The sequence below is a fragment of the Sphingobium sp. D43FB genome, assembly GCF_002312805.1.
In the GTDB taxonomy this organism is placed as follows: Bacteria; Pseudomonadota; Alphaproteobacteria; order Sphingomonadales; family Sphingomonadaceae; genus Sphingobium.
The window spans coordinates 235307-255446 of the sequence record NZ_NMUA01000001.1 but is presented as its reverse complement, the minus strand read 5'-3'; the positions used below and the strand labels follow the sequence as shown (position 1 = coordinate 255446).

At 64.1% G+C, this 20140-nt stretch carries 18 protein-coding genes and 2 tRNA genes; 12 read left to right on the top strand and 8 right to left on the bottom strand.

All coding sequences use genetic code 11. From position 1 onward, the window contains the following. The first annotated feature begins 86 nt into the window (after positions 1-86). Positions 87-1031, top strand: a complete 945-nt coding sequence (locus SxD43FB_RS01190; RefSeq protein WP_096060639.1) for a glutaminase — start codon at positions 87-89, stop codon at positions 1029-1031. Here the strand turns inward: SxD43FB_RS01190 and SxD43FB_RS01185 are convergent. After that, positions 1028-2815: a cation:proton antiporter gene (locus SxD43FB_RS01185; protein WP_096060638.1), complete on the bottom strand. Its 1788-nt coding sequence runs from the start codon at positions 2813-2815 to the stop codon at positions 1028-1030. The two genes, SxD43FB_RS01190 and SxD43FB_RS01185, sit on opposite strands and share 4 nt — an antisense overlap. A gap of 95 nt (positions 2816-2910) precedes the next feature. Beyond that, on the bottom strand, positions 2911-3621 hold the full coding sequence (locus tag SxD43FB_RS01180; RefSeq protein WP_096060637.1) for a DUF2807 domain-containing protein: 711 nt from the start codon (positions 3619-3621) through the stop codon (positions 2911-2913). A 114-nt stretch (positions 3622-3735) separates the two neighbouring features. On the opposite strand from SxD43FB_RS01180, the gene SxD43FB_RS01175 reads away from it, so the two are divergent. The 3 genes from SxD43FB_RS01175 (at position 3736) to SxD43FB_RS01165 (ending at position 7073) form a co-directional block, all read left to right on the top strand. Next, entirely contained in the window at positions 3736-5319 is a 1584-nt protein-coding gene (locus SxD43FB_RS01175) for a M28 family metallopeptidase (RefSeq protein ID WP_096060636.1), read from the top strand. Between the two features lie 181 nt (positions 5320-5500). Further along, complete coding sequence (gene hemB, locus SxD43FB_RS01170; protein ID WP_096060635.1) at positions 5501-6496, top strand: porphobilinogen synthase; 996 nt, start codon at positions 5501-5503, stop codon at positions 6494-6496. A 1-nt stretch (position 6497) separates the two neighbouring features. Further along, on the top strand, positions 6498-7073 hold the full coding sequence (locus SxD43FB_RS01165) for a gamma carbonic anhydrase family protein (RefSeq protein WP_096060634.1): 576 nt from the start codon (positions 6498-6500) through the stop codon (positions 7071-7073). Between the two features lie 7 nt (positions 7074-7080). Here SxD43FB_RS01165 and SxD43FB_RS01160 read toward each other — a convergent pair whose 3' ends face one another. The 5 genes from SxD43FB_RS01160 to zwf all read right to left on the bottom strand — a co-directional run bounded on the left by SxD43FB_RS01160 (position 7081) and on the right by zwf (position 12630). Further along, a complete protein-coding gene (locus SxD43FB_RS01160) occupies positions 7081-7593 on the bottom strand; it encodes a hypothetical protein (protein WP_096060746.1) in 513 nt (170 codons plus the stop codon). Between the two features lie 40 nt (positions 7594-7633). Continuing rightward, positions 7634-8254, bottom strand: a complete 621-nt coding sequence (gene eda, locus SxD43FB_RS01155; protein WP_096060633.1) for a bifunctional 4-hydroxy-2-oxoglutarate aldolase/2-dehydro-3-deoxy-phosphogluconate aldolase — start codon at positions 8252-8254, stop codon at positions 7634-7636. After that, the gene (glk, locus tag SxD43FB_RS01150; protein ID WP_096060632.1) at positions 8251-9231 is read right to left on the bottom strand and encodes a glucokinase; all 981 of its coding nucleotides are present in this window, start codon (positions 9229-9231) and stop codon (positions 8251-8253) included. The genes eda and glk overlap by 4 nt, the downstream gene beginning before the upstream one ends. 116 nt (positions 9232-9347) lie before the next feature. Beyond that, on the bottom strand, positions 9348-11174 hold the full coding sequence (edd, locus tag SxD43FB_RS01145; protein ID WP_096060631.1) for a phosphogluconate dehydratase: 1827 nt from the start codon (positions 11172-11174) through the stop codon (positions 9348-9350). Then, complete coding sequence (zwf, locus tag SxD43FB_RS01140) at positions 11167-12630, bottom strand: glucose-6-phosphate dehydrogenase (protein ID WP_096060630.1); 1464 nt, start codon at positions 12628-12630, stop codon at positions 11167-11169. The genes edd and zwf overlap by 8 nt, the downstream gene beginning before the upstream one ends. A 208-nt stretch (positions 12631-12838) precedes the next feature. Between zwf and SxD43FB_RS01135 the strand changes: the two genes are divergently transcribed. The 3 genes from SxD43FB_RS01135 (at position 12839) to SxD43FB_RS01125 (ending at position 15099) form a co-directional block, all read left to right on the top strand. Then, positions 12839-12923, top strand: a tRNA-Leu gene (locus tag SxD43FB_RS01135). A 373-nt stretch (positions 12924-13296) separates the two neighbouring features. Beyond that, entirely contained in the window at positions 13297-13995 is a 699-nt protein-coding gene (locus tag SxD43FB_RS01130) for an SH3 domain-containing protein (RefSeq protein ID WP_255245572.1), read from the top strand. Between the two features lie 36 nt (positions 13996-14031). Further along, entirely contained in the window at positions 14032-15099 is a 1068-nt protein-coding gene (locus tag SxD43FB_RS01125) for a hypothetical protein (protein WP_096060628.1), read from the top strand. A gap of 91 nt (positions 15100-15190) precedes the next feature. On the opposite strand, the gene SxD43FB_RS01120 is transcribed toward SxD43FB_RS01125, so the two are convergent. Continuing rightward, positions 15191-15280: transfer RNA gene (locus tag SxD43FB_RS01120), tRNA-Ser, on the bottom strand. Positions 15281-15414: 134 nt separating this feature from the next. Between SxD43FB_RS01120 and SxD43FB_RS01115 the strand changes: the two genes are divergently transcribed. Genes SxD43FB_RS01115 through SxD43FB_RS01095 form a run of 5 tightly spaced genes read left to right on the top strand, consistent with a single transcriptional unit; the run spans position 15415 to position 20138 of the window. Then, a complete protein-coding gene (locus SxD43FB_RS01115) occupies positions 15415-16464 on the top strand; it encodes a lytic murein transglycosylase (protein WP_096060627.1) in 1050 nt (349 codons plus the stop codon). 37 nt (positions 16465-16501) lie between these two features. Next, positions 16502-17338, top strand: coding sequence for an SPOR domain-containing protein (locus tag SxD43FB_RS01110; RefSeq protein WP_255245571.1), 837 nt, complete (start codon positions 16502-16504; stop codon positions 17336-17338). Positions 17339-17383: 45 nt separating this feature from the next. Beyond that, positions 17384-18547 carry a D-alanyl-D-alanine carboxypeptidase family protein gene (locus SxD43FB_RS01105; protein ID WP_096060625.1) on the top strand — a complete coding sequence of 388 codons (1164 nt, stop codon included), beginning with the start codon at positions 17384-17386 and terminating at the stop codon, positions 18545-18547. Next, the gene (gene tmk, locus SxD43FB_RS01100) at positions 18544-19170 is read left to right on the top strand and encodes a dTMP kinase (RefSeq protein WP_096060624.1); all 627 of its coding nucleotides are present in this window, start codon (positions 18544-18546) and stop codon (positions 19168-19170) included. Before SxD43FB_RS01105 ends, tmk begins: the two co-directional genes overlap by 4 nt. After that, positions 19167-20138, top strand: coding sequence for an AAA family ATPase (locus tag SxD43FB_RS01095; RefSeq protein ID WP_096060623.1), 972 nt, complete (start codon positions 19167-19169; stop codon positions 20136-20138). Before tmk ends, SxD43FB_RS01095 begins: the two co-directional genes overlap by 4 nt. Positions 20139-20140 lie beyond the last annotated feature (2 nt).

Genomic DNA, 20140 nt, shown 5'->3' with positions numbered 1-20140 from the left:
TCGGGCGGGACAGAATAATCTGTCCAACCGGCAGGAATAGCGCCTATGATTAAGGTCATAGTTATTGCGGATATGTAGCAGCGCCCATGACCCCTGACCTCGACGCCATTGTCGGCGATATCATCGCCATGATGGCACAGGCGGATGAGCGTGGTGCCGTCGCATCCTACATCCCCGAACTGGCCAAGGTCGATCCCGCGCAATTCGGTATCGCGATCGCCACCGCCGACGGACGCATGATCACAGGCGGGGATGCCGACACCGGTTTTTCGATCCAGTCGATTTCCAAGGTCTTTGCGCTGACCCTTGCGCTCGGCAAGGTCGGCGATCAGCTATGGCAACGGGTCGGGCGCGAGCCGTCGGGCAATGCCTTCAATTCGATCACCCAATTGGAGCATGAGCAGGGGATTCCGCGCAATCCTTTCATCAATGCGGGGGCAATCGTGGTGACCGACGTCAATCTGGGCGGGCATGAGCCGCGCGTGGCGATCGGCGAAATGCTGCGCTTTCTGCATTATGTGAGCGGCGACGACAGCATTGCGATCAACGAAGCGGTGGCTGCGTCCGAGACCGCGACGGGGTTCCGCAACGCGGCGCTCGCCAATTATATGCGCGCCTTCGACAATGTGCGCCATCCGGTCGATCTGGTGCTGGGCAGCTATTTTCATCAATGCGCGATCGAGATGACCTGTCGCCAACTTGCTCTGGCGGGGCGCTTCCTCATGCTGGATGGCCAGCATCCGGGCGGGGGCAGGGTGGTGCCGCCCCGCCGGGCGCGGCGGATCAATGCGCTGATGCTGACCTGCGGCCATTATGATGCGTCGGGCGACTTCGCCTTTCGCGTCGGCATTCCCGGCAAGTCGGGGGTGGGCGGTGGCATCATGGCAATCGTGCCCGGCCGCGCCTCGATCGCCGTCTGGTCGCCGGGCCTGAATGCCAGCGGCAATAGCCAGATCGGCACGGCGGCGCTGGAGGAACTGGCGCGCCGCACCGGCTGGTCGGTGTTCAGCCCGCCCGTGGTATCGGATTAAGCAGCCTCTTCGTCCGGACGAAGGCGGCGCAGCTTAGGCGCGGTTTCCATTTGCGCCGCTTCCTTGATCCCCATCCGGAGATCTTCGCGGGTCTGGTGGATCGACGCGATCACTGGTCCCATCGCGACGCCCAGATCGACCAGCGCGGTTTCGGCCAGTTGCAGCGAGCTTTCGAGCGTTTCGGGAACGGCATCGCTTGCGCCAGCGCGATAGAGTTGCGCGGCATGATCGGTATCGCGGGCGCGTGCGATGATCGGCAAGTCTGGCACCCAGCCGCGCACCCGTTGGGTCACGCGCACCGACAGCACCGGATCGTCCATCGTCAGGATCAGCGCGCGGGCATGACCCAGCCGCAGCTTGTCGAGCATCTCCACGCGCGACACGTCGCCGAACAATATGGGATAGCCCGCCCGCCGCGCTTCGGCGACCACGTCGGGATCGGACTCCACGACGATGAAACGCTGCTTATGGGTCTTGAGCAAGTCGCACACCATGCGCCCGACCCGGCCAAAGCCGATGACGACCGCCGCCGCTTCGGCATGATCTTCGGTTGGATCGACGCGATCCTCGCCCAGTGCCATTTCCAGCCGCCGGGCGACATCATGGCCGATACGCGCCAACAGCGGCGTGATCGTCAGGCCGATCGCGGTCACGATCTGCCAGAAGGCGGCGGTGGAGGGCAGGATCAGTTGCGCCGCCGCGGCGGTGGACAGCACGATCAACGTGGTTTCCGACGGGCTGGACATCAGCACGCCGACCTCCAGCGCGGTGCCCTTGCGCGCGCCGGAGAAATAGAGGAGCGCCGAGGTCACCAGCGTCTTGGCGAACACGACGCCAACGACCGCCATCAACAGGCTCTGCCAGTTGGCGAGGATGACGCGCAGGTCCAGGCTCATGCCGACGGTGATCAGGAAGACGCCGAGCGCCAGCCCCTTGAACGGCGCGGTCATCACTTCGACTTCGCCATGATAGTCCGTCTCGGCGATCAGCAGGCCCGCGAGCAAGGCGCCCACGATCGGCGACAGGCCCGCGAGCGAGGTGGCGAGGCTGGAGACGATGACCACCAATAGGCTAGCCGCCAGGAACACTTCGGGGCTTTTGGTGCGTGCCGCCTGACTGAACACATGGGGCAGCAGGAAACGGCCCATCACCAGCATGAAGGCGATGGTGATGCCGCCGCGCAGCAGCGTGTCGCCCATCGCGCTCCACGCCCCGTCCGGGCTGGCGGCGACGGAAGGGGCCAATGCGCCGAGCATGAAGATGATCGGGACCAGCGCCAGATCCTCGAACAACAGCATCGAAAAGGCGGCACGCCCGACCGCGCTCTGGGTGCCCACCATCGGCAGCACCACGGCGGTGGATGAAAGCGCGAGGGCCAAGCCGAGGCCGATCGCGCCAGCCGTGGGCTGACCGAGCAGATAAAGGCCCGTCGCGATCAGCACGGCGCTCAGGATCAGTTCCGCCGCGCCGACGCCGAATACCTGCGTTCGCATCGTCCATAATCGGCGGAAACTCAGTTCCAGCCCGATCGAGAAGAGCAATAATATGACGCCCAACTCGGCAAAGGGCTCGATCGCCTCCTGATTGGAGATCGTCACATGATAGAGCCAAGGATATTGCCCGACGAGCGCGCCAAGGCCGTTCGGTCCCACTGCCAGCCCAACCAGGATGAAGCCGATCACCGGGCTGATGCGAAAGCGCGAGAAGCCAGGGATGACCAGCCCCGCCGCGCCGAGAATGACGAGAGAGTCGCTGAAACTGTGAGGATTTATTGCGCCAACCATGCGCGCACCATTGCGCCAAGTCGGCGCAATATCCAGTCTTTTGGTTGAAAAATCGCGATGCAGCGCAGCATTTGCCCTGTCCGCAAATATTGCGCCTAATGGCTTTCGTCACCGCATTGGATTCGTCCGGTGCCGCGATTGTCCACGGTGCAGGCGGGTTTGCCGCCGATGGTCACATCACCCGACCCCGTCGATACCACCTTTGCGGTCACCTCGGCGGTCAGCGTGACGCTGCCCGGTCCATCATTGGCGACGCTTGCCTGCCGCGCCCGCAGCCCTTCAGCGGCGACCGCCCCAGGTCCATTCACCCGGATGTTGGCCACACCCGTCCGACCGCCAAGCGTCGCCCGACCGCCGCCTGCCAGCGACACGTCGATCCGGTCGAGCGCGACATCGGCCACGCCGACATCGCCATTGCCGCCTAGCACGATCTGGCCCTGCAATCCCTTCATGCGGTCGACCGTCACCGAACCGCCACCAGTCAGAACGATGCGATCGATCATGCCCGTGGATAGCCGCAAGGTTGCCGCGCCGCCGCTCTTCTCGCCAGATCGTGGCCGCGCCATGGTGACGATCAACAGCCGCCCCGACACATCGACCTTCAACCGGTCGAGCGCGCCCTGGTCGCCCTCCGCCCGCGCGGACGCGCCGCTGCCGGTCTTGACGACCACGGTCACGGGCGCATCCACGCGGATCGCATCGAAACTGGTGATGGTAAAGCCGCGCGTCGCGGCCTGAGCGGGCAGGGCCAACGAGGATAGGCCAAGCAGCAGGGGCATCAGCAAAAGGGGGCGTGGCAAAATCATCTCCCGGATCATGGTCTATCGGCAAGGAACACAGGTCGTTAGCGGTTCCCACCCCCTTGTTCGTCTCACCAGATAGGGCAAGATAGCGCCTGGTTCATAGAGGAGCATCCCGTCATGCGCGCGCTTTTTTCCGCTCTCCCGCTTCTTTCGCTGGCCTTGTCCGCGCCGGTGCTGGCGCAGGAGGATGACGGCGCGGCCTGGTGGGCGCATGTGCAGATATTGGCCGACGATGCGATGGAGGGGCGCGGGACCGGTACGCCGGGCTATGATCGCGCCGCCGACTATGTGATCGGCCAGTTCAAGGCGCTTGGCCTGAAGCCCGCTGGCGTGGACGGGTATAAGCAGCCCGTCGATTTCGTGGAGCAGCGGATTCAGTCCGACCGCAGCAGCGCCGTGCTGGTCGGGCCGCAGGGGGATGTGCCGCTGGCGGTGCCGGGCGATCTCATTTTCTCCGGCGGCGGTGGGCCGGTTCCCGAAAGCATCGACGCGCCGATGGTGTTCGCGGGCTATGGTCTGCATCTGCCGGAAGTTGGCCATGACGATTTTGCCGGACTGGACCTAAAGGGCAAGATGGTGGTCGTCCTGTCGGGTGGGCCGACGACGATTTCGGGCGCGCTCAAATCCCATGCCCGGTCGGAGCGGGCGCAATGGCTGGCGGCGCAGGGTGCGGTCGGCATGATCATGCTGGTCACGCCCAAACAGGTCGAGATACCCTGGACGCGGCGGGTGGCGCTGGCCGGTGCGCCGGCGCTTTATTATCGCGATGCGGCGCTGCGTGAGACGCGGACGCCGTTCCTGGGCGCGCAGCTTGATCCCGCCAAGTCCGCTGCCCTATTTGCCGGGTCGGGACAGGATTTCGCAACCATCGCTGCCGCCGCCGATGCCTCCGCGCCAATGGCGTCCTTCCCGCTCGCCTTGCGGCTCAAGGCGCAGGTCGTAGCAACCCGGCGGGATCTGTCTTCGCCAAATCTGGTCGCGGTCCTACCCGGCAGCGACCCTGCATTGCGCAATGATTATGTCGTCATGTCCGCACATCTCGACGGTTATGGCATTGGCACGCCGATGAAGGGCGACGCCATCTATAATGGCGCGTTCGACAATGCGTCGGGCGTCGCCAGCCTGCTGGAAATCGCCAAGGCGCTCAAGGCGAGCAAGGTGAAGCCCAAACGGTCGATCCTCTTCGCCATCGTCACGGCCGAAGAGAAGGGCCTGCTTGGATCACGCTATTTCGCGCGGCGACCGACCGTGCCGCAGAAGAGCATCGTCGCAAACCTCAATTTCGACATGGCGCTGCCCATCTTCCCGCTGACCAGCGTAACGCCAGTCGGCTATGACCAAAGCTCGCTGGGGGGCGTGGCGCAGACGGTCAGCGCGACGATGAACCTCCCGATCACGCCCGATCCCTTCCCGGACCGCAACGTCTTCATCCGCTCCGACCAATATGCCTTCATCCGCGAAGGCATCCCCGCGCTCTTCTTCAAATATGGCTTCAAAGCGGGCACGCCCGAAGCCGAAACGGAAAAAGCCTGGCGCGCGAACCTCTATCATTCGCCGTTCGATGATTTAAACCAGCCGGTGATGCCTGCCGAAACGGCGAAACTGAACGCCTATGTGACGGCGGTGACGTTGCAGGTGGCGAACGCGGCGGAGCGGCCGACGTGGAATGAGGATAGTTTCTTCAAACGGTTCGCGAAATAGGGGGATGGGATGACGGCTTTCTACCCCGCCCGCTTGCGGGAGGGGGAATAAGGCCGCCCAGGGTCGTTCAAAGGATAATCGCTCTTCCTGCCATCGCGTCCGACTTTCCAATCGACCACCGGTTCGCCGCCGATCCCGGCTTGCCCTTGATCCCCTGCCGTCCCGCGCCTAGACCGGCGGCATGACCCATGCCCCCTATCCGGCGCTGCGCTTGCGCCGCACTCGTGCCTCGGCTTGGAGCCGGGCGATGTTTGCTGAAAACCGGTTGTCGCCAAGCGATTTCATCTGGCCGCTGTTCGTGACCGAAGGGCAGCAGGTCGAAGAGCCGATTGCTGCGCTGCCCGGCGTGTCGCGCTGGTCGGTGGACGGCATCGTCGACCGCGCCCGCGACGCGCGCGACGCGGGCATTCCCTGCCTTGCGCTATTCCCCAACACCCAGCCCGACCGGCGCAGCGACGATGGGGCCGAGGCGCTCAATCCCGATAATCTGATGTGCCGGGCGATCCGCGCGATCAAGGATGCGGTGCCCGACATCGGTATCCTGACCGACGTGGCGCTCGACCCCTATACTGCCCATGGCCAGGACGGGTTGCTCGACGGCACCGGCTATGTCGTCAATGACGCCACAGTCGATGTGCTGATCGGCCAGTCGCTCAACCAGGCGGCGGCGGGCGCAGACATTATCGCGCCGAGCGACATGATGGACGGCCGGGTCGGCGCGATCCGCGCGGCGCTGGAGCAAAGCGGCCACGCCAATGTCCAGATCATGGCCTATGCCGCCAAATATGCGAGTGCCTTTTATGGCCCTTTCCGCGACGCGGTAGGATCGCGCGGACTGCTAAAAGGCGACAAGAAAAATTATCAGATGGACCCGGCCAATTGCGAGGAAGCCTTGCGCGAAGTGGCGCTCGACCTCGCCGAAGGGGCGGACAGCGTGATGATCAAGCCCGGTCTGCCTTATCTCGACATCGTCCGACGGGTGAAGGAACGGTTCGAAGTGCCGGTCTTCGCTTATCAGGTGTCGGGCGAATATGCGATGATCGAACATGCCGCCGCTGCTGGTGCGGGCGATCGCGATGCGCTGATCCTCGAAACGCTGATGGCGTTCAAGCGGGCGGGCTGTTCGGGCGTGCTGACCTATCATGCGCTGCACGCCGCACGCCTGCTGGGAGCATAAGATGCGCGACTATCCCGATGTCTCCATCATCCCGTTCAACGGAAAGACACCGCTGATCCACCCCAGCGCCTTCATCGCGCCGGGATGTCGCATCATCGGCGATGTCGAGATCGGCGAGGATGCCAGCATCTGGTATAATTGTGTCATCCGCGCCGACGTGAACCGAATACGCATCGGCGCGCGCAGCAATGTGCAGGACGGCAGCGTGATCCATTGCGACAGCCCCGGTGACGGCATCAGTCGCCCGACCGAAGGCTGGCCGACGATTATCGGTGAAGATGTGCTGATCGGCCATATGGCGATGGTCCATGGCTGCACCCTGCAGGATCGCTCCTTCGTCGGGCTGGGCGCGATCGTCATGGACGGATGCACGATCGAAAGCGACGGGATGCTGGCGGCGGGCGCGTTGCTGTCGCCCGGCAAGACGCTACCCCATCGCCAGCTATGGGCGGGGCGTCCGGCCAAATATATGCGCGACCTGTCGGATGATGCGCTGGTGCAGTTGCGCGGCGGCGCGGACCGCTATGTCCATTATGCCAAGGCGCATAGGGGCGCGGTGAAGGACGCCCTGGACTGACGGCTGGTCAGGGCTGCGCGAGGCGGCCCTTCATTGCGTCGATCCGGTCATTCTGGCTGTCCACCATCGCCAGCGTCGCGGCGCGGGCCGTGTCGATTTCCGCCAGGCCGCCCCGTTCCCGGCCATCGGCAATGGCATTGCTGCGCTGGACATAGAGGGTATCGAGGCTGGCGAGCGCCGACACGCTGTCATTGCGCGCCGATTCGAGCGCGCTGATCGCGACTTGCGCCGCAACCCATGCGTCGCTCGATACGGCTGTGCCCGACGCGGCCTTTGTTGCCCGATCAGCCCGGACAAAGGCGTCATCGAAGGCGCTGCGCCCCTTGTCCGCCTGCGCCACATAGCGGGCGATTTCCGCTGTCAGCGGCGCATCAGCCGCGATCGGGGCAGGGGGCGGCGCAATCTCCGCCATCGGGGCCCCTTCTACTGCGCGCTTGGCGAGCGAAGGATAGGCCTGCTGCGATCCGGTACAACCAGACAGCAGCAGGGCAAGCGTGGCAAGAAGGCGGCGCGGGTTCATGGCATCCATCTAGGCAGGCGGGCGGGCAGGCGCAATGGCGTCAGCGGGGAAGCGCAGCGGCTTCCCTCGCCAGCGCCTCGATCTTTGCGCCATCGACTGGCCCCTTGGGCACGATCCAGCTGCCGCCAACGCATTTGATGAAGGGCTGGGCGAGCCATTCGGGCGCGGATTTGGCGGTGATGCCGCCGGTCGGGCAAAAACGCGCCATGTGCAACGGCGCGGCCAAGGCCTTGAGCGCGGGCAGGCCGCCGGATGTTTCGGCGGGGAAGAATTTGAAATGGGTCAGCCCCATGTCCAGCCCCCGCATGATGTCGCCCGCCGTTGCCGTGCCGGGCAGGAAGGGGATTTTCGCCCCGATCGCTGCCTTGCCCAAGGGCTTGGTGAGGCCGGGGCTGACGATGAAGCGCGCGCCCGCTTCCATCGCGGCATCGAGATCGGCAGGGTTCAGCACCGTGCCCGCGCCGACGATGGCACCCTCGACCTTGCTCATCTCGCGGATGACGTCCAGCGCGGCGGGGGTGCGCAGCGTCACTTCCAGCGCGGGCAGACCGCCCGCGACCAGCGCGCGCGCGATCGTGAGCGCATCTTCCACCCGATCGACCACCAGCACCGGAATGACCGGTGCGAGTTCCATCACCTGTTCGACGGTCAGCTTGCTCATTTCTTCATCTCCCTGAAGGCGGCGGCGGCCCCGAACAGGCCGATTTCATCATGGACGGCCAGGCGGATCGGCACGCTCGCCATCAGGCTTTCGAACCGGCCCTTGGCCTTGAAACGGGTATGGAAACCACTGTGCGGCAGGAAGTCGCGCATCCGCTGCGTCAGCCCGCCCGCCAGCACGACGGCATGGGGGCCATGCGCCAGCGCCAGGTCGCCCGCGACCGACCCGTAGCACAGGCAAAAGCGTTCAAGCGCGGCGCGGGCGAAAGGATCGGTCCCATCGAGCGCAGTTTGCCACAATTCGGGGTCTTCCATCAGCATGACGCGATCGTGGCCGATCGTCGCCATCGCCTTGTAGATATAGTTGAGGCCCGGCCCCGACACGATCCGCTCGGTCGATACGCGCAGGAATTTGTCGCGCAGATAGGAGAGGATTTTCTCCTCCATATGGTCGAGCGGCGCGAAGTCGAGATGCCCGCCTTCGGTCGCGATGACATGGGGATGACCCTCGTCATAGGCGATCATCGCGACGCCAAGGCCCGTTCCGGGGCCAAGGATCGTTACCCCGCCATCGCGCGGGAAGGGCCGGTCCTCGCCGAACAGCAGCGGCAAGTTTTCGTCGGGCAGACGGGACACGGCATGGGCCACCGCCTCGAAATCATTGACCAACTGCACATGGCTTACGCCCAGATCTTCGGCCAGCGTGTCGGCGCGGATCACCCAATTGCTGTTGGTCAGCTTGATGACGTCCCGCCCGATGGCAGTGGCAAAGGCGATGGCGGCGGCGTCCGGCAGCGGCGTGGGGTCGGCCGCCGTCTCGTCATCGACGAACGCCTGCCAGCAGGATTGCAGGCTGGGATAGTCGGCGACCTTATATTTGCGCACGGTGCCGAGAGTAGGCACGCCGCGGTCGTCGAACGATGCACGGGCAAAGCGCGCATTGGTGCCGCCAATGTCGGCGGCGATGATGTCGGTCATCTGGGCATCCCACTCTTTTTATCCGTCATCCCAGCGAAAGCTGGGATCTCCCTTTCTTCGGTCACCGCAAGGGGGAAGAAGGGAGATGCCAGCTTTCGCTGGCATGACGGTGGATTTTAGATTTCGGTTTCCATCGCCGCCAGCAGCGGCGATGCGCCTTGTTCCGCCAGGTCGCTATGATGGCGGAACAGGGCGAACAGCTCCCGGCCGGTATCATAGGGCGCGGGCGGGGCAGGCGGCATATCGCGCGCGTCCCATTCCGCCGCATCGACCAGCGCCTCGATCACGCCCTGCTGCGCGCAGACCCGCACCATGTCGCCATCGCGCAGCTTGGCGATGGCGCCACCGCCCAGGGCTTCGGGTGACAGATGGATGGCGGCGGGCACCTTGCCGGATGCGCCGGACATGCGTCCGTCGGTCACCAGCGCGACCTTGAACCCGCGATCCTGCAGCACGCCCAGCGCCGGAGTCAGTTTGTGCAACTCAGGCATGCCGTTCGCCTTTGGACCCTGGAAGCGGACGACGACGACGACATCCCGCTCCAGTTCGCCCGCCTTGAAGGCGCGCAACACGTCGTCCTGCGTATGGAAGACGGCGGCAGGCGCTTCGATCGTCCACAACGCCGGATCGACCGCGCTGACCTTCATCACGCAACGGCCAAGATTGCCCGCCAGCAAACGCATGCCGCCATCCGCGCTGAACGGATTGGAAACCGGCCGCAGCATATTCTCATCGCGCGACGCGGGCACGTCGCGCCATTGCAGCGCTTCATCCTCCAGCACCGGCTCCTTGCCATAATCGGTCAGATCGCCGCGCGCGACGGTCAGGATGTCACGGTGGAGCAGGCCATTGTCGAGCAGCTCGCGGATGATGAAGCTCATGCCGCCTGCCGCATGAAAATGGTTCACATCGCCCGATCCATTGGGATAGACCCGCGCCAGCAGCGGCACGACGTCCGATATTTCCGCAAAATCGGTCCAATCGATGCTGATGCCAGCGGCCCGCGCGATTGCGGGCAAGTGGATCGCATGATTGGTCGATCCGCCGGTCGCCATCAGGCCGATGATGGCGTTGACGATCGCCTTTTCATCGACGCAATGGCCCAGCGGACGATAATCCTCGCCGTCCCACCCGATGCTGGTCAGCCGATGCGTGGCCGCACGGGTCAGTTCGCTGCGCAGCTTCGTGCCCGGATTGACGAAGGAGGCGCAGGGCATGTGCAGGCCCATGACTTCCATCATCATCTGGTTAGAGTTGGCCGTGCCATAGAAAGTACAGGTGCCCGCGCCATGATAGCTGGCGCTTTCGGACTCCAGCAATTCGTCGCGGCCGACCTTGCCTTCGGCGTAAAGCTGCCGGATGCGGACCTTTTCCTTGTTGGCGAGGCCGGATGGCATCGGCCCGGCGGGGATCAGGATGGTGGGCAGATGGCCAAAGCGCAGCGCCCCCATCAACAGACCCGGCACGATCTTGTCGCAAATGCCGAGCAGCGCAACGCCCTCGAACATCGCATGGCTGAGCGACACGGCGGTCGACAGCGCGATGGTGTCGCGGCTGAACAGCGACAATTCCATGCCCGACTGGCCCTGCGTCACGCCATCGCACATGGCGGGCACACCGCCTGCGACCTGCGCCGTGGCGCCCACTTCGCGCGCGGCGATCTTGATCTGTTCGGGATAGCGACCATAGGGCTGATGCGCCGACAGCATGTCGTTATAGGCGGTGACGATGCCGATATTCATCGCCTGGCCTGTGCGGATCGCGGGCTTGTCCTCGCCGCTTGCGGCAAAGCCGTGCGCCAGATTGCCGCAGGACAATTGATCGCGATTGGTGCCCGCTTCGCGGCCGCGCTCGATCAGGTCGAGATAGGCGCGCCGCCGCTTGGCACTGCGCGCGACGATGCGCTCGGTCACCTTGGCGATTACGGGGTGTAGTTCACTCATGCCAGCTTGCTCCGTCACGTTCGATAAGGGCAATGGCCGATGACGGCCCCCAGTTCCCCGATGAATAGGCGGCGGGCTTCATATTGGCGTCCTTCCATCCGCCAATAATCGAATCGATCCAGGCCCATTGCGCCTCCACCTCGTCGCGGCGCACGAACAGGGTCTGGTCCCCCGCCAGCAGGTCCAGGATCAGCCGTTCATAGGCGATGCGGCGACGCTGCCCGGCAAAGGCGGCGGTCAGTGATACGTCGAGCGTCACTTCGTCCAATAGAACCTGCCGCTCCAGCCCCGGCCGCTTCGACATGATGAGCAGGCGGATATATTCCTCCGGCTGCAACCGGATGATCAGCGTGTTGGGCTCCAGTCCGGTGCCATGCCCGTCACGGCCAAAGATGGAGTGGCGCACCGGTTTGAACTGGATCATGATTTCGGACTGGCGCGCGGGCATCCGCTTGCCGGTGCGCAGGTAGAAGGGCACGCCCTGCCAGCGCCAATTGTCGATATGCGCCTTCAAGGCCACGAAGGTTTCGGTGTCCGATGGCTGGCCGAGTTCATCGGCATAGCCGGTCACGATCTGGCCACCGACGGCGCCCGGCGTATATTGGCCGCGCACGCTATGCGTCTTGACCGTTTCCGCCGTCATGGGGCGCAACGACCGCAGCGCCTTCACCTTCTCGTCGCGCACGGCGGTCGGGTCCATGCGCGCGGGCGGCTCCATCGCGATGATGGACAGGATCTGCAGCATGTGATTCTGGACCATGTCGCGCAGCGCGCCGACGCCGTCATAATAGGATACGCGGCCTTCCAGCCCCACGGTTTCACCCACCGTGATCTGGACATGGTCGATCGCGGTGGCATTCCACAGCGGCTCGAACATGACATTGCCGAAGCGCAGCGCCAGCAGGTTCTGGACCGTTTCCTTGCCCAGATAATGGTCGACGCGGAAAATCTGCTCTTCGGCGAACATCGCGCCGATGCCGTCATTGACCTCCTTGGAAGAAGCCAGGTCCTTGCCGATCGGCTTTTCCATCGCGATCCGCGTCAGCGGCGTGATGAGACCCGCTTCGGCTAGGCCTTGCGCGGTGGGCGCGAACAGGGACGGGGGGGTGGAAAGATAGACCGACAGGCCGCGCTCCAACCGCCCGTCGATCCGCTCGGCTAGCGCGGTGAACTGGTCCGCTTTGCCCGCCTCGACCGGTTGATAGACGATCATCTGGCCAAATGTCGCGGCGGTCTCGGCATCATAGCGATCCGACGCCAGAAATTGGCGCAATGCGGCATCAACATCGGCCCGAAAACCCTCGTCGCTCATCGGCGACCGTGCCGACGCGACGATCAGGAAATCGTCGGGCAGCAGGCCATCCGCCAACAGATTGTAAAGCGAGGGGAAGATCATGCGGCGCGCCAGATCACCGGTGGCACCAAATAACAGGAACGTGGCAGACGATTCGGTCAAAGGATGGTCCTTCTCCGTTGAAATTATCTATGTCTGCACGAAGCGGCACTTATAACGCGGGCGGATCATAGCGCAAGTCAGGCTATCGCCCCTTGGCCCGCATCGCAACATATGCCGAAAACCGTCGCCAATTGATGTTGGCGACAGCCAAAGCCATTTTCGGCTGGACGCCCGCGTCGGATTTTGCCATTTGGCCTCTCCCAGCCGTGCGGGCGTGGTGAAACTGGTAGACGCGCCGGACTCAAAATCCGGTTCCGCAAGGAGTGTCGGTTCGATTCCGACCGCCCGCACCATATTCCAACAAAATGATCGTCGATGTTCAAGGCGCTGCCACCTGCGCGCTGCCAGTGCCTTGTTGCGCTCCACCGTTTCCACCCTTTTGGGTTAAGCGGGTGTCATCGGAAGGCCGCATTGTTGGACTTCACGACATTCACAGGATGATTTGGTCCATTTTAGATCAGTTTCCGGTAGACGATAATCCAACTGCCCTTCACACTCATGAATAGTGAAGTAATCGAGCGCATATGTGCCGATTATTCAATATTGATCTGCTATTTTCTATGAAAATGGTACCAATGTTATTGGCACTATCTGCTTTCATTATAATGAGATTCCGCTGTGCTGTAATATCGAACGATTGACAAGGGAGGCATTGCGTTGACCGAAGTGATCGATGCGACCGCTGGCAAGATTCGCTCCCTGCCGATCCAACCCAAGCTGGCAGATCTTTTGAAAGACTGCGCCAGTCATTGCGGCATCGACGTCGTTCGCGTCATCTCCGGTGGTCAGGCTGCGAAAGGGACAGCGGGTCGTCGCACGGGGTCCACCCGGCACGATCTGGGCTGGGCCGCCGATCTGCAATTGGAGATTGACGGACGATCCCTGTCTTTCGTGAAGTCGGCGGACCTCCCATTTTTTGAGGCGTTCGTGAGTTATGCCAGCCAATCAGGCGCGACCGGCATTGGCGCGGGCGTGGACTATATGGGGCCGTTGACGATCCATGTCGGCTATGGCGCAGAGGCCGTATGGGGCGCGGGCGGCAAGCTTGGAACAGCCCCGAAATGGCTGCGTGATGCTTTTGCGAAAGGCAGGGCACGGCGAGGGCAAGCCCTGGCGCCGCTCGATACGCCGTTGCGTTCGGGTCCGGCAATGCCATCCAGCACGGCGCATATCGTGGTGGCGCGCGGTGGCCTCAACGTGCGCGCTGGTCCCAGCACGGAGGCTCCAATCGTCGGAAAGCTCGCGGCAGGCATGCATGTTTGGTGCGATCCGCTTGAGCGCACGAACGCCTGGTGGCGGATCGATCTACAGAATGACGGGCTGTATGACGGCTTTGTCTTCGGTGCCTATTTGGCACCTGCCTGACATGGTTACCGCTGGGGTGCGGGGAAGGGGACATCCATGAGCGATTTCAGGGTGCAGGATGCAGAAGTTGGAAAGCCTGACTTTGCGGGACAGACCGTGTTGGAGATTTATGGCAAAGTCTCGACGCGCTTTGCCGTTTATCGCAACGCCAAGCAGGTCATGATCCAGTTCGCCGACGATGACGGTGAAGGCGTCAACCAGCGTAGTTCGCTCACACCCCTGGCGTCGTTGCGCAGTGAGATTTCGGCGATCTTGGCGGATCTTGCGCTCGACCCTTCCTCCTATCAGCAGGCGAAGGTCAGCAAATACACCGATCAACTGGGTCGGGCGCTCGTGGTCGCGATGCAGGGGGACTTGCCGCGGGCGACGTCCGACCTGGAGAAAATATTGGTCAATCTGACGGAAGATCGCGCGTCCGACACGCGCACCTGGTATCTGCTGTGGGCCGCAATGGCGACGTTCGCCACGATCATCCTCGCCTGGATCATCGGCAGTTCATGGTTCGTGAACGCCTTTGGCATTCCAAAAATCGGCGGCGGGTGGCCGAAATATTGGAATGCGGCGGCGGTCGGTGCATTGGGAGCCCTGTTCTCGATAGCGCTGCAACTGCGCGCGCGCGAGGTTCGCGTCGACACGCAGCCATGGGACAATATCAGCGATGCCGTCCTGCGTGTTTTTGTAGGGGCGACCTCCGCTACCTTGCTGACCGCCCTGTTCCTGGGGCAGTTCGTGGAAGTCTCGCTTTCCAATACCGCCGTCCGAACAAGTTCGGAAGGGTTGTTCATCATTGCGTTCGCCGCCGGTTTCACCGAGCGCTTGGCGGCCGATTTCCTGTCGAGCATCGGATTGGCTGGAAAGCGGGCGACACCCCCGACCACTGCGCCCGCTGGAAAAGCCCAGAATGAGCGTGACATGACCGGGTCCACCTCGGCTCCGCGCGCGTCGAGCCATGGCAGTACACCCTCCATTTCCAGCGGAAATGCTGCGACCCTTAAGGCCGCAGCCGACCCTGCCGAGGACGAAGAACACGCACCGGACGACGATGAACTGGAATATGATGGTGTAGTGGCCTCCAGCGCGAGCCCGGATCGGCCGGTCGGCTAGGGGTGGTCGCACGGCATAGACTGGATATGACACAAGGGTCTGACGCGTAACTGCTCGATGATATCCAGAACAATCCAATGCGACCGCGCCTTGGCGGAAGCGGTGGGATTCGAACCCACGGTGAGCTTACACCCACGGCGGTTTTCAAGACCGCTGCCTTAAACCACTCGGCCACACTTCCGTTATCCCGCTTCCTAACGCGCCGGACGCCGTTGCCAAGCGCAAAAATCGTCGATCGATCGGTTCATCCCTTTCTTGGGGCCGAAGCGCCATTAAGGGATTCACCTCGCCTCTTGCCTGTGCAACAACGGGGCCATGGGAGATTCTTTGCGTACATCCATATTTTCGCTGCTGCTTGGTCTGACTGGCGTCGCCGCCTGTAGCGTCGCGCCGAGCCAAGCTGTCGCGCAGGACAGCCCGGCGTTCCGCGCCTATCTCGACAGCATCCGGCCCAAGGCGCGGGGGATGGGAATCCGGGATGCGACGCTTGATAGCGTGTTTGCCACGCTGACCCCCAATCCGCGCGTCATCGAACTCGACCAGAGCCAACCGGGTGGCGGCGCCTATTCGCCGATCCCGAATTTCGAGCCCTATCGGGTGAAACATGTCGATTCCGCGCGGATCAATCGCGGCCGGATCGCCTATCGCAACAATCGCGCGCGTCTCGCCCGGATCGAGGCGGAAACCGGCGTGCCTGAAGAGATTATGGTCGCGATCTATGGCCATGAGACCAATTATGGCTCCTATACCGGCGACTTTGATCTGATCCGTTCGCTCGCGACCCTGTCGTGGGAAGGGCGTCGGCGGACGCTGTTCGAACCGGAATTGCTGGCGACGCTCAAGATGCTGGACAATGGTGTGCCGCGCAGCCGCCTGGTCGGCAGTTGGGCGGGCGCAACGGGCTATCCGCAATTCCTGCCCAGCGTCTATCTGCGCCTGGCGCGCGATGGCGATGGCGATGGCAAGGCCGACATCTGGACCAGCGAGGCTGATGCCCTGGCGTCGATCGCCAATTATTTTGTGCAGTCGGGCTGGCGCGCCGGGCAACCCTGGGGCGTGGCGGTCAATGTGCCGAGCGGTTTCAACCGCGCAGCCGTTACGGCCCGGACGCAGCCTGCGCGCTGCCCGCGCGTGTTCAACCGGCATAGCCGTTGGCTGACTATCGGGGAATGGCGCAGGCTAGGCATGTCCTTGGCGCGGGACAGTTGGCCGGCCGATAATGTGATGGCGACGCTGCTGGAGCCGGATGGGCCGGGCAAGACCGCCTATTTGCTGACCGGCAATTACCGGGCGATCCTCGACTATAATTGCTCCAATTTCTACGCCCTGTCCGTGGGGTTGCTGGCCGATGCGGTCAAACAATAGGGCAGGCGCGCCGTCAGCGGCAGTCGGAATGCTGCTGATGCTGGCCTCCTGTGGCGCAGAGCCACCACTGGCGCCGCCAACGACCACGCCGCGCCCGGTGCCACAGATGCCGATGGTCGCCGACGAGCCGGTCACGATCGGGGCACCTTACACCGTGGCGGGCGTCACCTACACGCCCGAAGACGCGCCCAATTATGACGCGGTCGGCTATGCCGGTTGGTATGGGGAAGAATTGCAGGGCAACAAGACCGCCAACGGCGAAGCCTTCATGCCTTTGGCGATCACCGCCGCACACAAGACCTTGCCTTTGCCCAGCTATGTCGAGGTGACGGCGCTCGATAGCGGCAAAACCATTTTGGTGCGCATCAATGATCGCGGGCCATTCGCCAATGATCGCCTCATCGACCTGTCGCGCGGCGCGGCGGAGCAATTGGGGATCATCGGGGCGGGTGCAGTGCCCGTACGGGTGCGCCGCGTCAATCCACCGGAACAGGATCGCGCGTTGCTTCGCGCCCAACAACGCGCCGCCGAACGACTGGAAACGCCCGCCGCGCTGCTGGCGCCTTTGCGGGCCAAATTGCCGCCGCGCCAGCCAGTCGCCAGCGCACCCCTATCGCCCAAAACGCACCCGACGTCCCCCGCGCCACCCGTCACGACCAAGGGCGGCTATGTCGTGCAGGTAGGCGCCTTCTCTTCCCGCAACCGCGCAGAAACGCTCGCCAAACGCATCGGCGCAACCGCCATCGAGGGCGGCAGCCTGTGGCGCGTGCGCTTTGGTCCCTATCCCACCCGAACCGCGGCGCAGGCGGGCGTCCGGGCGGCCGCAGCAGGGGGCTTTGAGAATGCGCCCATCATCGCTAATGACGCCCGATAGACCCGGCGCAGCGCCGCACGATTCCATTCCATTGAAGGCAGTGTCATGAACAAGTCCGTTGCAGTCCTCCTCTTCGCCGGGCTGTTGACCCAGCCCCTGACTGCCGCCGCGCCGCCTTACAGCAGCGAAGCACCGATCGCCTATATGAAGGATCTGTCGTCGGGCGCGGTGCTTTATAACAAGGGCGGCCAGACGCGCATGCCGCCGGCCTCCATGGCGAAAATGATGACGGCGCATGTCGCCTTCCGCCTGATCCAGCGCGGCGAATTGAAGCTCGACACGATGTTCACCGTGCGCCCGGAAACCTGGAAACAGTGGCACGGACCGCAGGCCGGATCGACCATGTTCCTGTCGGCAGGCGAACAAGTCTCGGTGGAAAATCTGCTGCATGGCATCGTCACCCTCTCGGGCAATGACGCCTGCGTCGTGCTGGCCGAAGGGATTGCCGGCACCGAACAGGCGTTCGTCGCGCAGATGAACGAGGAAGCGAAGCGGCTGGGCCTCGCCAACAGCCATTTCGGCACCAGCAATGGCTGGCCGGACGAAGGCGTGACCTATGTCACAGCCGAAGATCTCGCCAGCCTGGCGCAGGCGACGATCGAGGAAACGCCCGACCTCTACAAGCGCTTCTACGCCGCGCGCTCCTTCACCTGGGGCAAGACGATGGGTGGGGCCGACATCAGCCAGGGCAATCGCAACCCGATTTTGGGCAAGATCGCCGGTGCCGACGGCCTCAAGACTGGGCACACGCAGGAAGCGGGCTATGGCTTTACCGGGTCGGCCGAACAGGATGGCCGCCGCCTGGTCATGGTCGTCGCCGGCCTGACCAGCTTCAATGGCCGCATCGGCGAATCGGTGCGCTTCATGGATTGGGGCTTCAAGGCCTGGAAGGCGCAGCCTTTGTTCAAGAAGGGCGCGGTGGTGGAAACCGCCGAGGTCCAGTTGGGCAGCGCGACGACCGTGCCCTTGGTCGCGCCGCATAATATGGCGGTGACGCTGCCCCGCACCGCGTCGGCCAACGTCAAGGTCAAGGTCGTCTATACAGGGCCTATCAAGGCGCCGATCGCCAAGGGCCAGCAGATCGCCCAGCTCATCGTGCAGACGCCCGACACGCCGCCGCAGGTCATGCCACTGGTCGCGGGTGAAGATGTGGCGGAAGCCGGAATGTTCGGCCGCATCTGGAATGGCATGAAGTCGCTGTTCGGGTGAGTCCGGGCCGCTTCATCACGCTGGAAGGCGGAGAGGGCGCGGGGAAATCGACCCAGCTTCGCGCGCTCGCGGCTGCCCTGCGCGCGCGCGGGCTGGAGGTTGTCGAAACCCGGGAGCCGGGCGGTAGCGAAGGCGCGGAAGCGATCCGCGCGCTACTGCTGACGGGCGGCGCTGATCGCTGGAGCCCGCGCGCCGAAGCCTTGCTTTTTGCCGCCGCGCGCGCCGACCATGGCGAAAAGACGATCCGTCCCGCCTTGGCGCGGGGCGGGTGGGTGCTGTCCGACCGCTATCTCGATTCGAGCCGCGCCTATCAGGGGCAGGGCGACCTGACCGACGCCGACATAGTGGCGCTACATCGGATCGGCAGCGCCGGGTTTCTGCCCGATCGGACCTTGTTCCTGACCCTGCCGCAAGCGGAAGCCGAAACCCGCGCGCGCGCCCGCGATGGCGACATGTCCGACCGGATCGGCGGGCGGGATCGCACCTTCCATCGCGCCGTCGCGGACGCCTTCACCCGCTTCGCCGTCGAAGAACCGGGCCGTTTCCGGCCTGTCGATGCATCGGGCGCAGCGGATGCCGTCACCGCCCGCTTGCTCGAAGCGCTGGCCGACCTGCTGCCATGACGTCACTGATTGGCCATGACGCGCAGGCCCGTTTGCTGATCGGCGCGGCGGCCAGCGGGCGGATGCATCATGGCTGGATATTGAGCGGCCCACGCGGCATCGGCAAGGGCAGCTTCGCGCGCGCGCTCGCCCTGCGCCTGCTTGCCGACGCCGCCGGGCCGAAGGTCGAGGGGGAGGGGCTCGCCGTGCCCGACGACCATCGGGTTCGCCATCTGATCGACGCCGGTGCCCATCCCGACTATGCCGAACTTGCGCCGCTCGAAAAGGATGGCGTCACCGCGCGCAATATCAGCGTCGATCAGGTGCGCGGACTGGGGCGGCTGCTTCAATCGGCCCCGTCCTTGTCGACGCGCCGCATCGTGGTGATCGACAGCGCCGACGATCTGGAACGCGGCGCTGCCAACGCGCTGCTCAAGACGCTAGAGGAGCCGCCCGCCGACATGCTGTTCCTGCTGGTCAGCCATGCACCGGGCCGCCTGTTGCCGACCATCCGCTCGCGCTGCCGCACGCTGCGCTTCGATCCGCTGGACGATACGGCGATGCGATCGGTATTGCGCGCGGGAGAGGGGGAATTGTCGCCTGCGGAAATGGACGCGCTGGTGCGGGCAGGGGAAGGATCGCCGGGCAAGGCATTGCGCTATGCCGGGCTTAATCTGGCGGAAATCGAAGCCGCTTTGACGTTGATCGCGACCGATGGCGATCCCGGCAACCGGGAGCGGCTCCTGCTCGCCAAGACACTGGCGACCAAGCCAGCCCGTCCCCGCTATGAGGCCTTCTTGGAACGCGCGCCCGCTTTCCTCGCCGAAGCGGCACGGCATCGCAATGGTCCCGCCCTTGGCGTGGCGCTCGACCATTGGGAGGAAGCGCGGCGGCTGGCGGGCGGGGCGATCATCCTGTCGCTCGATCCGGCGGCGGTCGTGTTCGAACTGGCGGGCCATGTCGCGGCGCTGGCACCGCGCGCCGCCTGAAA

Bases quoted from the DNA above. Each gene is read 5' to 3' on its own strand.
- SxD43FB_RS01105 (WP_096060625.1), top strand. From the start codon at position 17,384: ATGAACAAGTCCGTTGCAGTCCTCCTCTTCGCCGGGCTGTTGACCCAG.
- SxD43FB_RS01125 (WP_096060628.1), top strand. From the start codon at position 14,032: ATGAGCGATTTCAGGGTGCAGGATGCAGAAGTTGGAAAGCCTGACTTT.
- SxD43FB_RS01180 (WP_096060637.1), bottom strand. From the start codon at position 3,621: ATGATTTTGCCACGCCCCCTTTTGCTGATGCCCCTGCTGCTTGGCCTA.
- SxD43FB_RS01185 (WP_096060638.1), bottom strand. From the start codon at position 2,815: ATGGTTGGCGCAATAAATCCTCACAGTTTCAGCGACTCTCTCGTCATT.
- SxD43FB_RS01160 (WP_096060746.1), bottom strand. From the start codon at position 7,593: ATGAACCCGCGCCGCCTTCTTGCCACGCTTGCCCTGCTGCTGTCTGGT.
- SxD43FB_RS01115 (WP_096060627.1), top strand. From the start codon at position 15,415: ATGGGAGATTCTTTGCGTACATCCATATTTTCGCTGCTGCTTGGTCTG.
- edd (WP_096060631.1), bottom strand. From the start codon at position 11,174: ATGAGTGAACTACACCCCGTAATCGCCAAGGTGACCGAGCGCATCGTC.
- hemB (WP_096060635.1), top strand. From the start codon at position 5,501: ATGACCCATGCCCCCTATCCGGCGCTGCGCTTGCGCCGCACTCGTGCC.
- SxD43FB_RS01190 (WP_096060639.1), top strand. From the start codon at position 87: ATGACCCCTGACCTCGACGCCATTGTCGGCGATATCATCGCCATGATG.
- SxD43FB_RS01110 (WP_255245571.1), top strand. From the start codon at position 16,502: ATGCTGGCCTCCTGTGGCGCAGAGCCACCACTGGCGCCGCCAACGACC.
- SxD43FB_RS01095 (WP_096060623.1), top strand. From the start codon at position 19,167: ATGACGTCACTGATTGGCCATGACGCGCAGGCCCGTTTGCTGATCGGC.
- glk (WP_096060632.1), bottom strand. From the start codon at position 9,231: ATGACCGACATCATCGCCGCCGACATTGGCGGCACCAATGCGCGCTTT.
- SxD43FB_RS01175 (WP_096060636.1), top strand. From the start codon at position 3,736: ATGCGCGCGCTTTTTTCCGCTCTCCCGCTTCTTTCGCTGGCCTTGTCC.
- eda (WP_096060633.1), bottom strand. From the start codon at position 8,254: ATGAGCAAGCTGACCGTCGAACAGGTGATGGAACTCGCACCGGTCATT.
- SxD43FB_RS01165 (WP_096060634.1), top strand. From the start codon at position 6,498: ATGCGCGACTATCCCGATGTCTCCATCATCCCGTTCAACGGAAAGACA.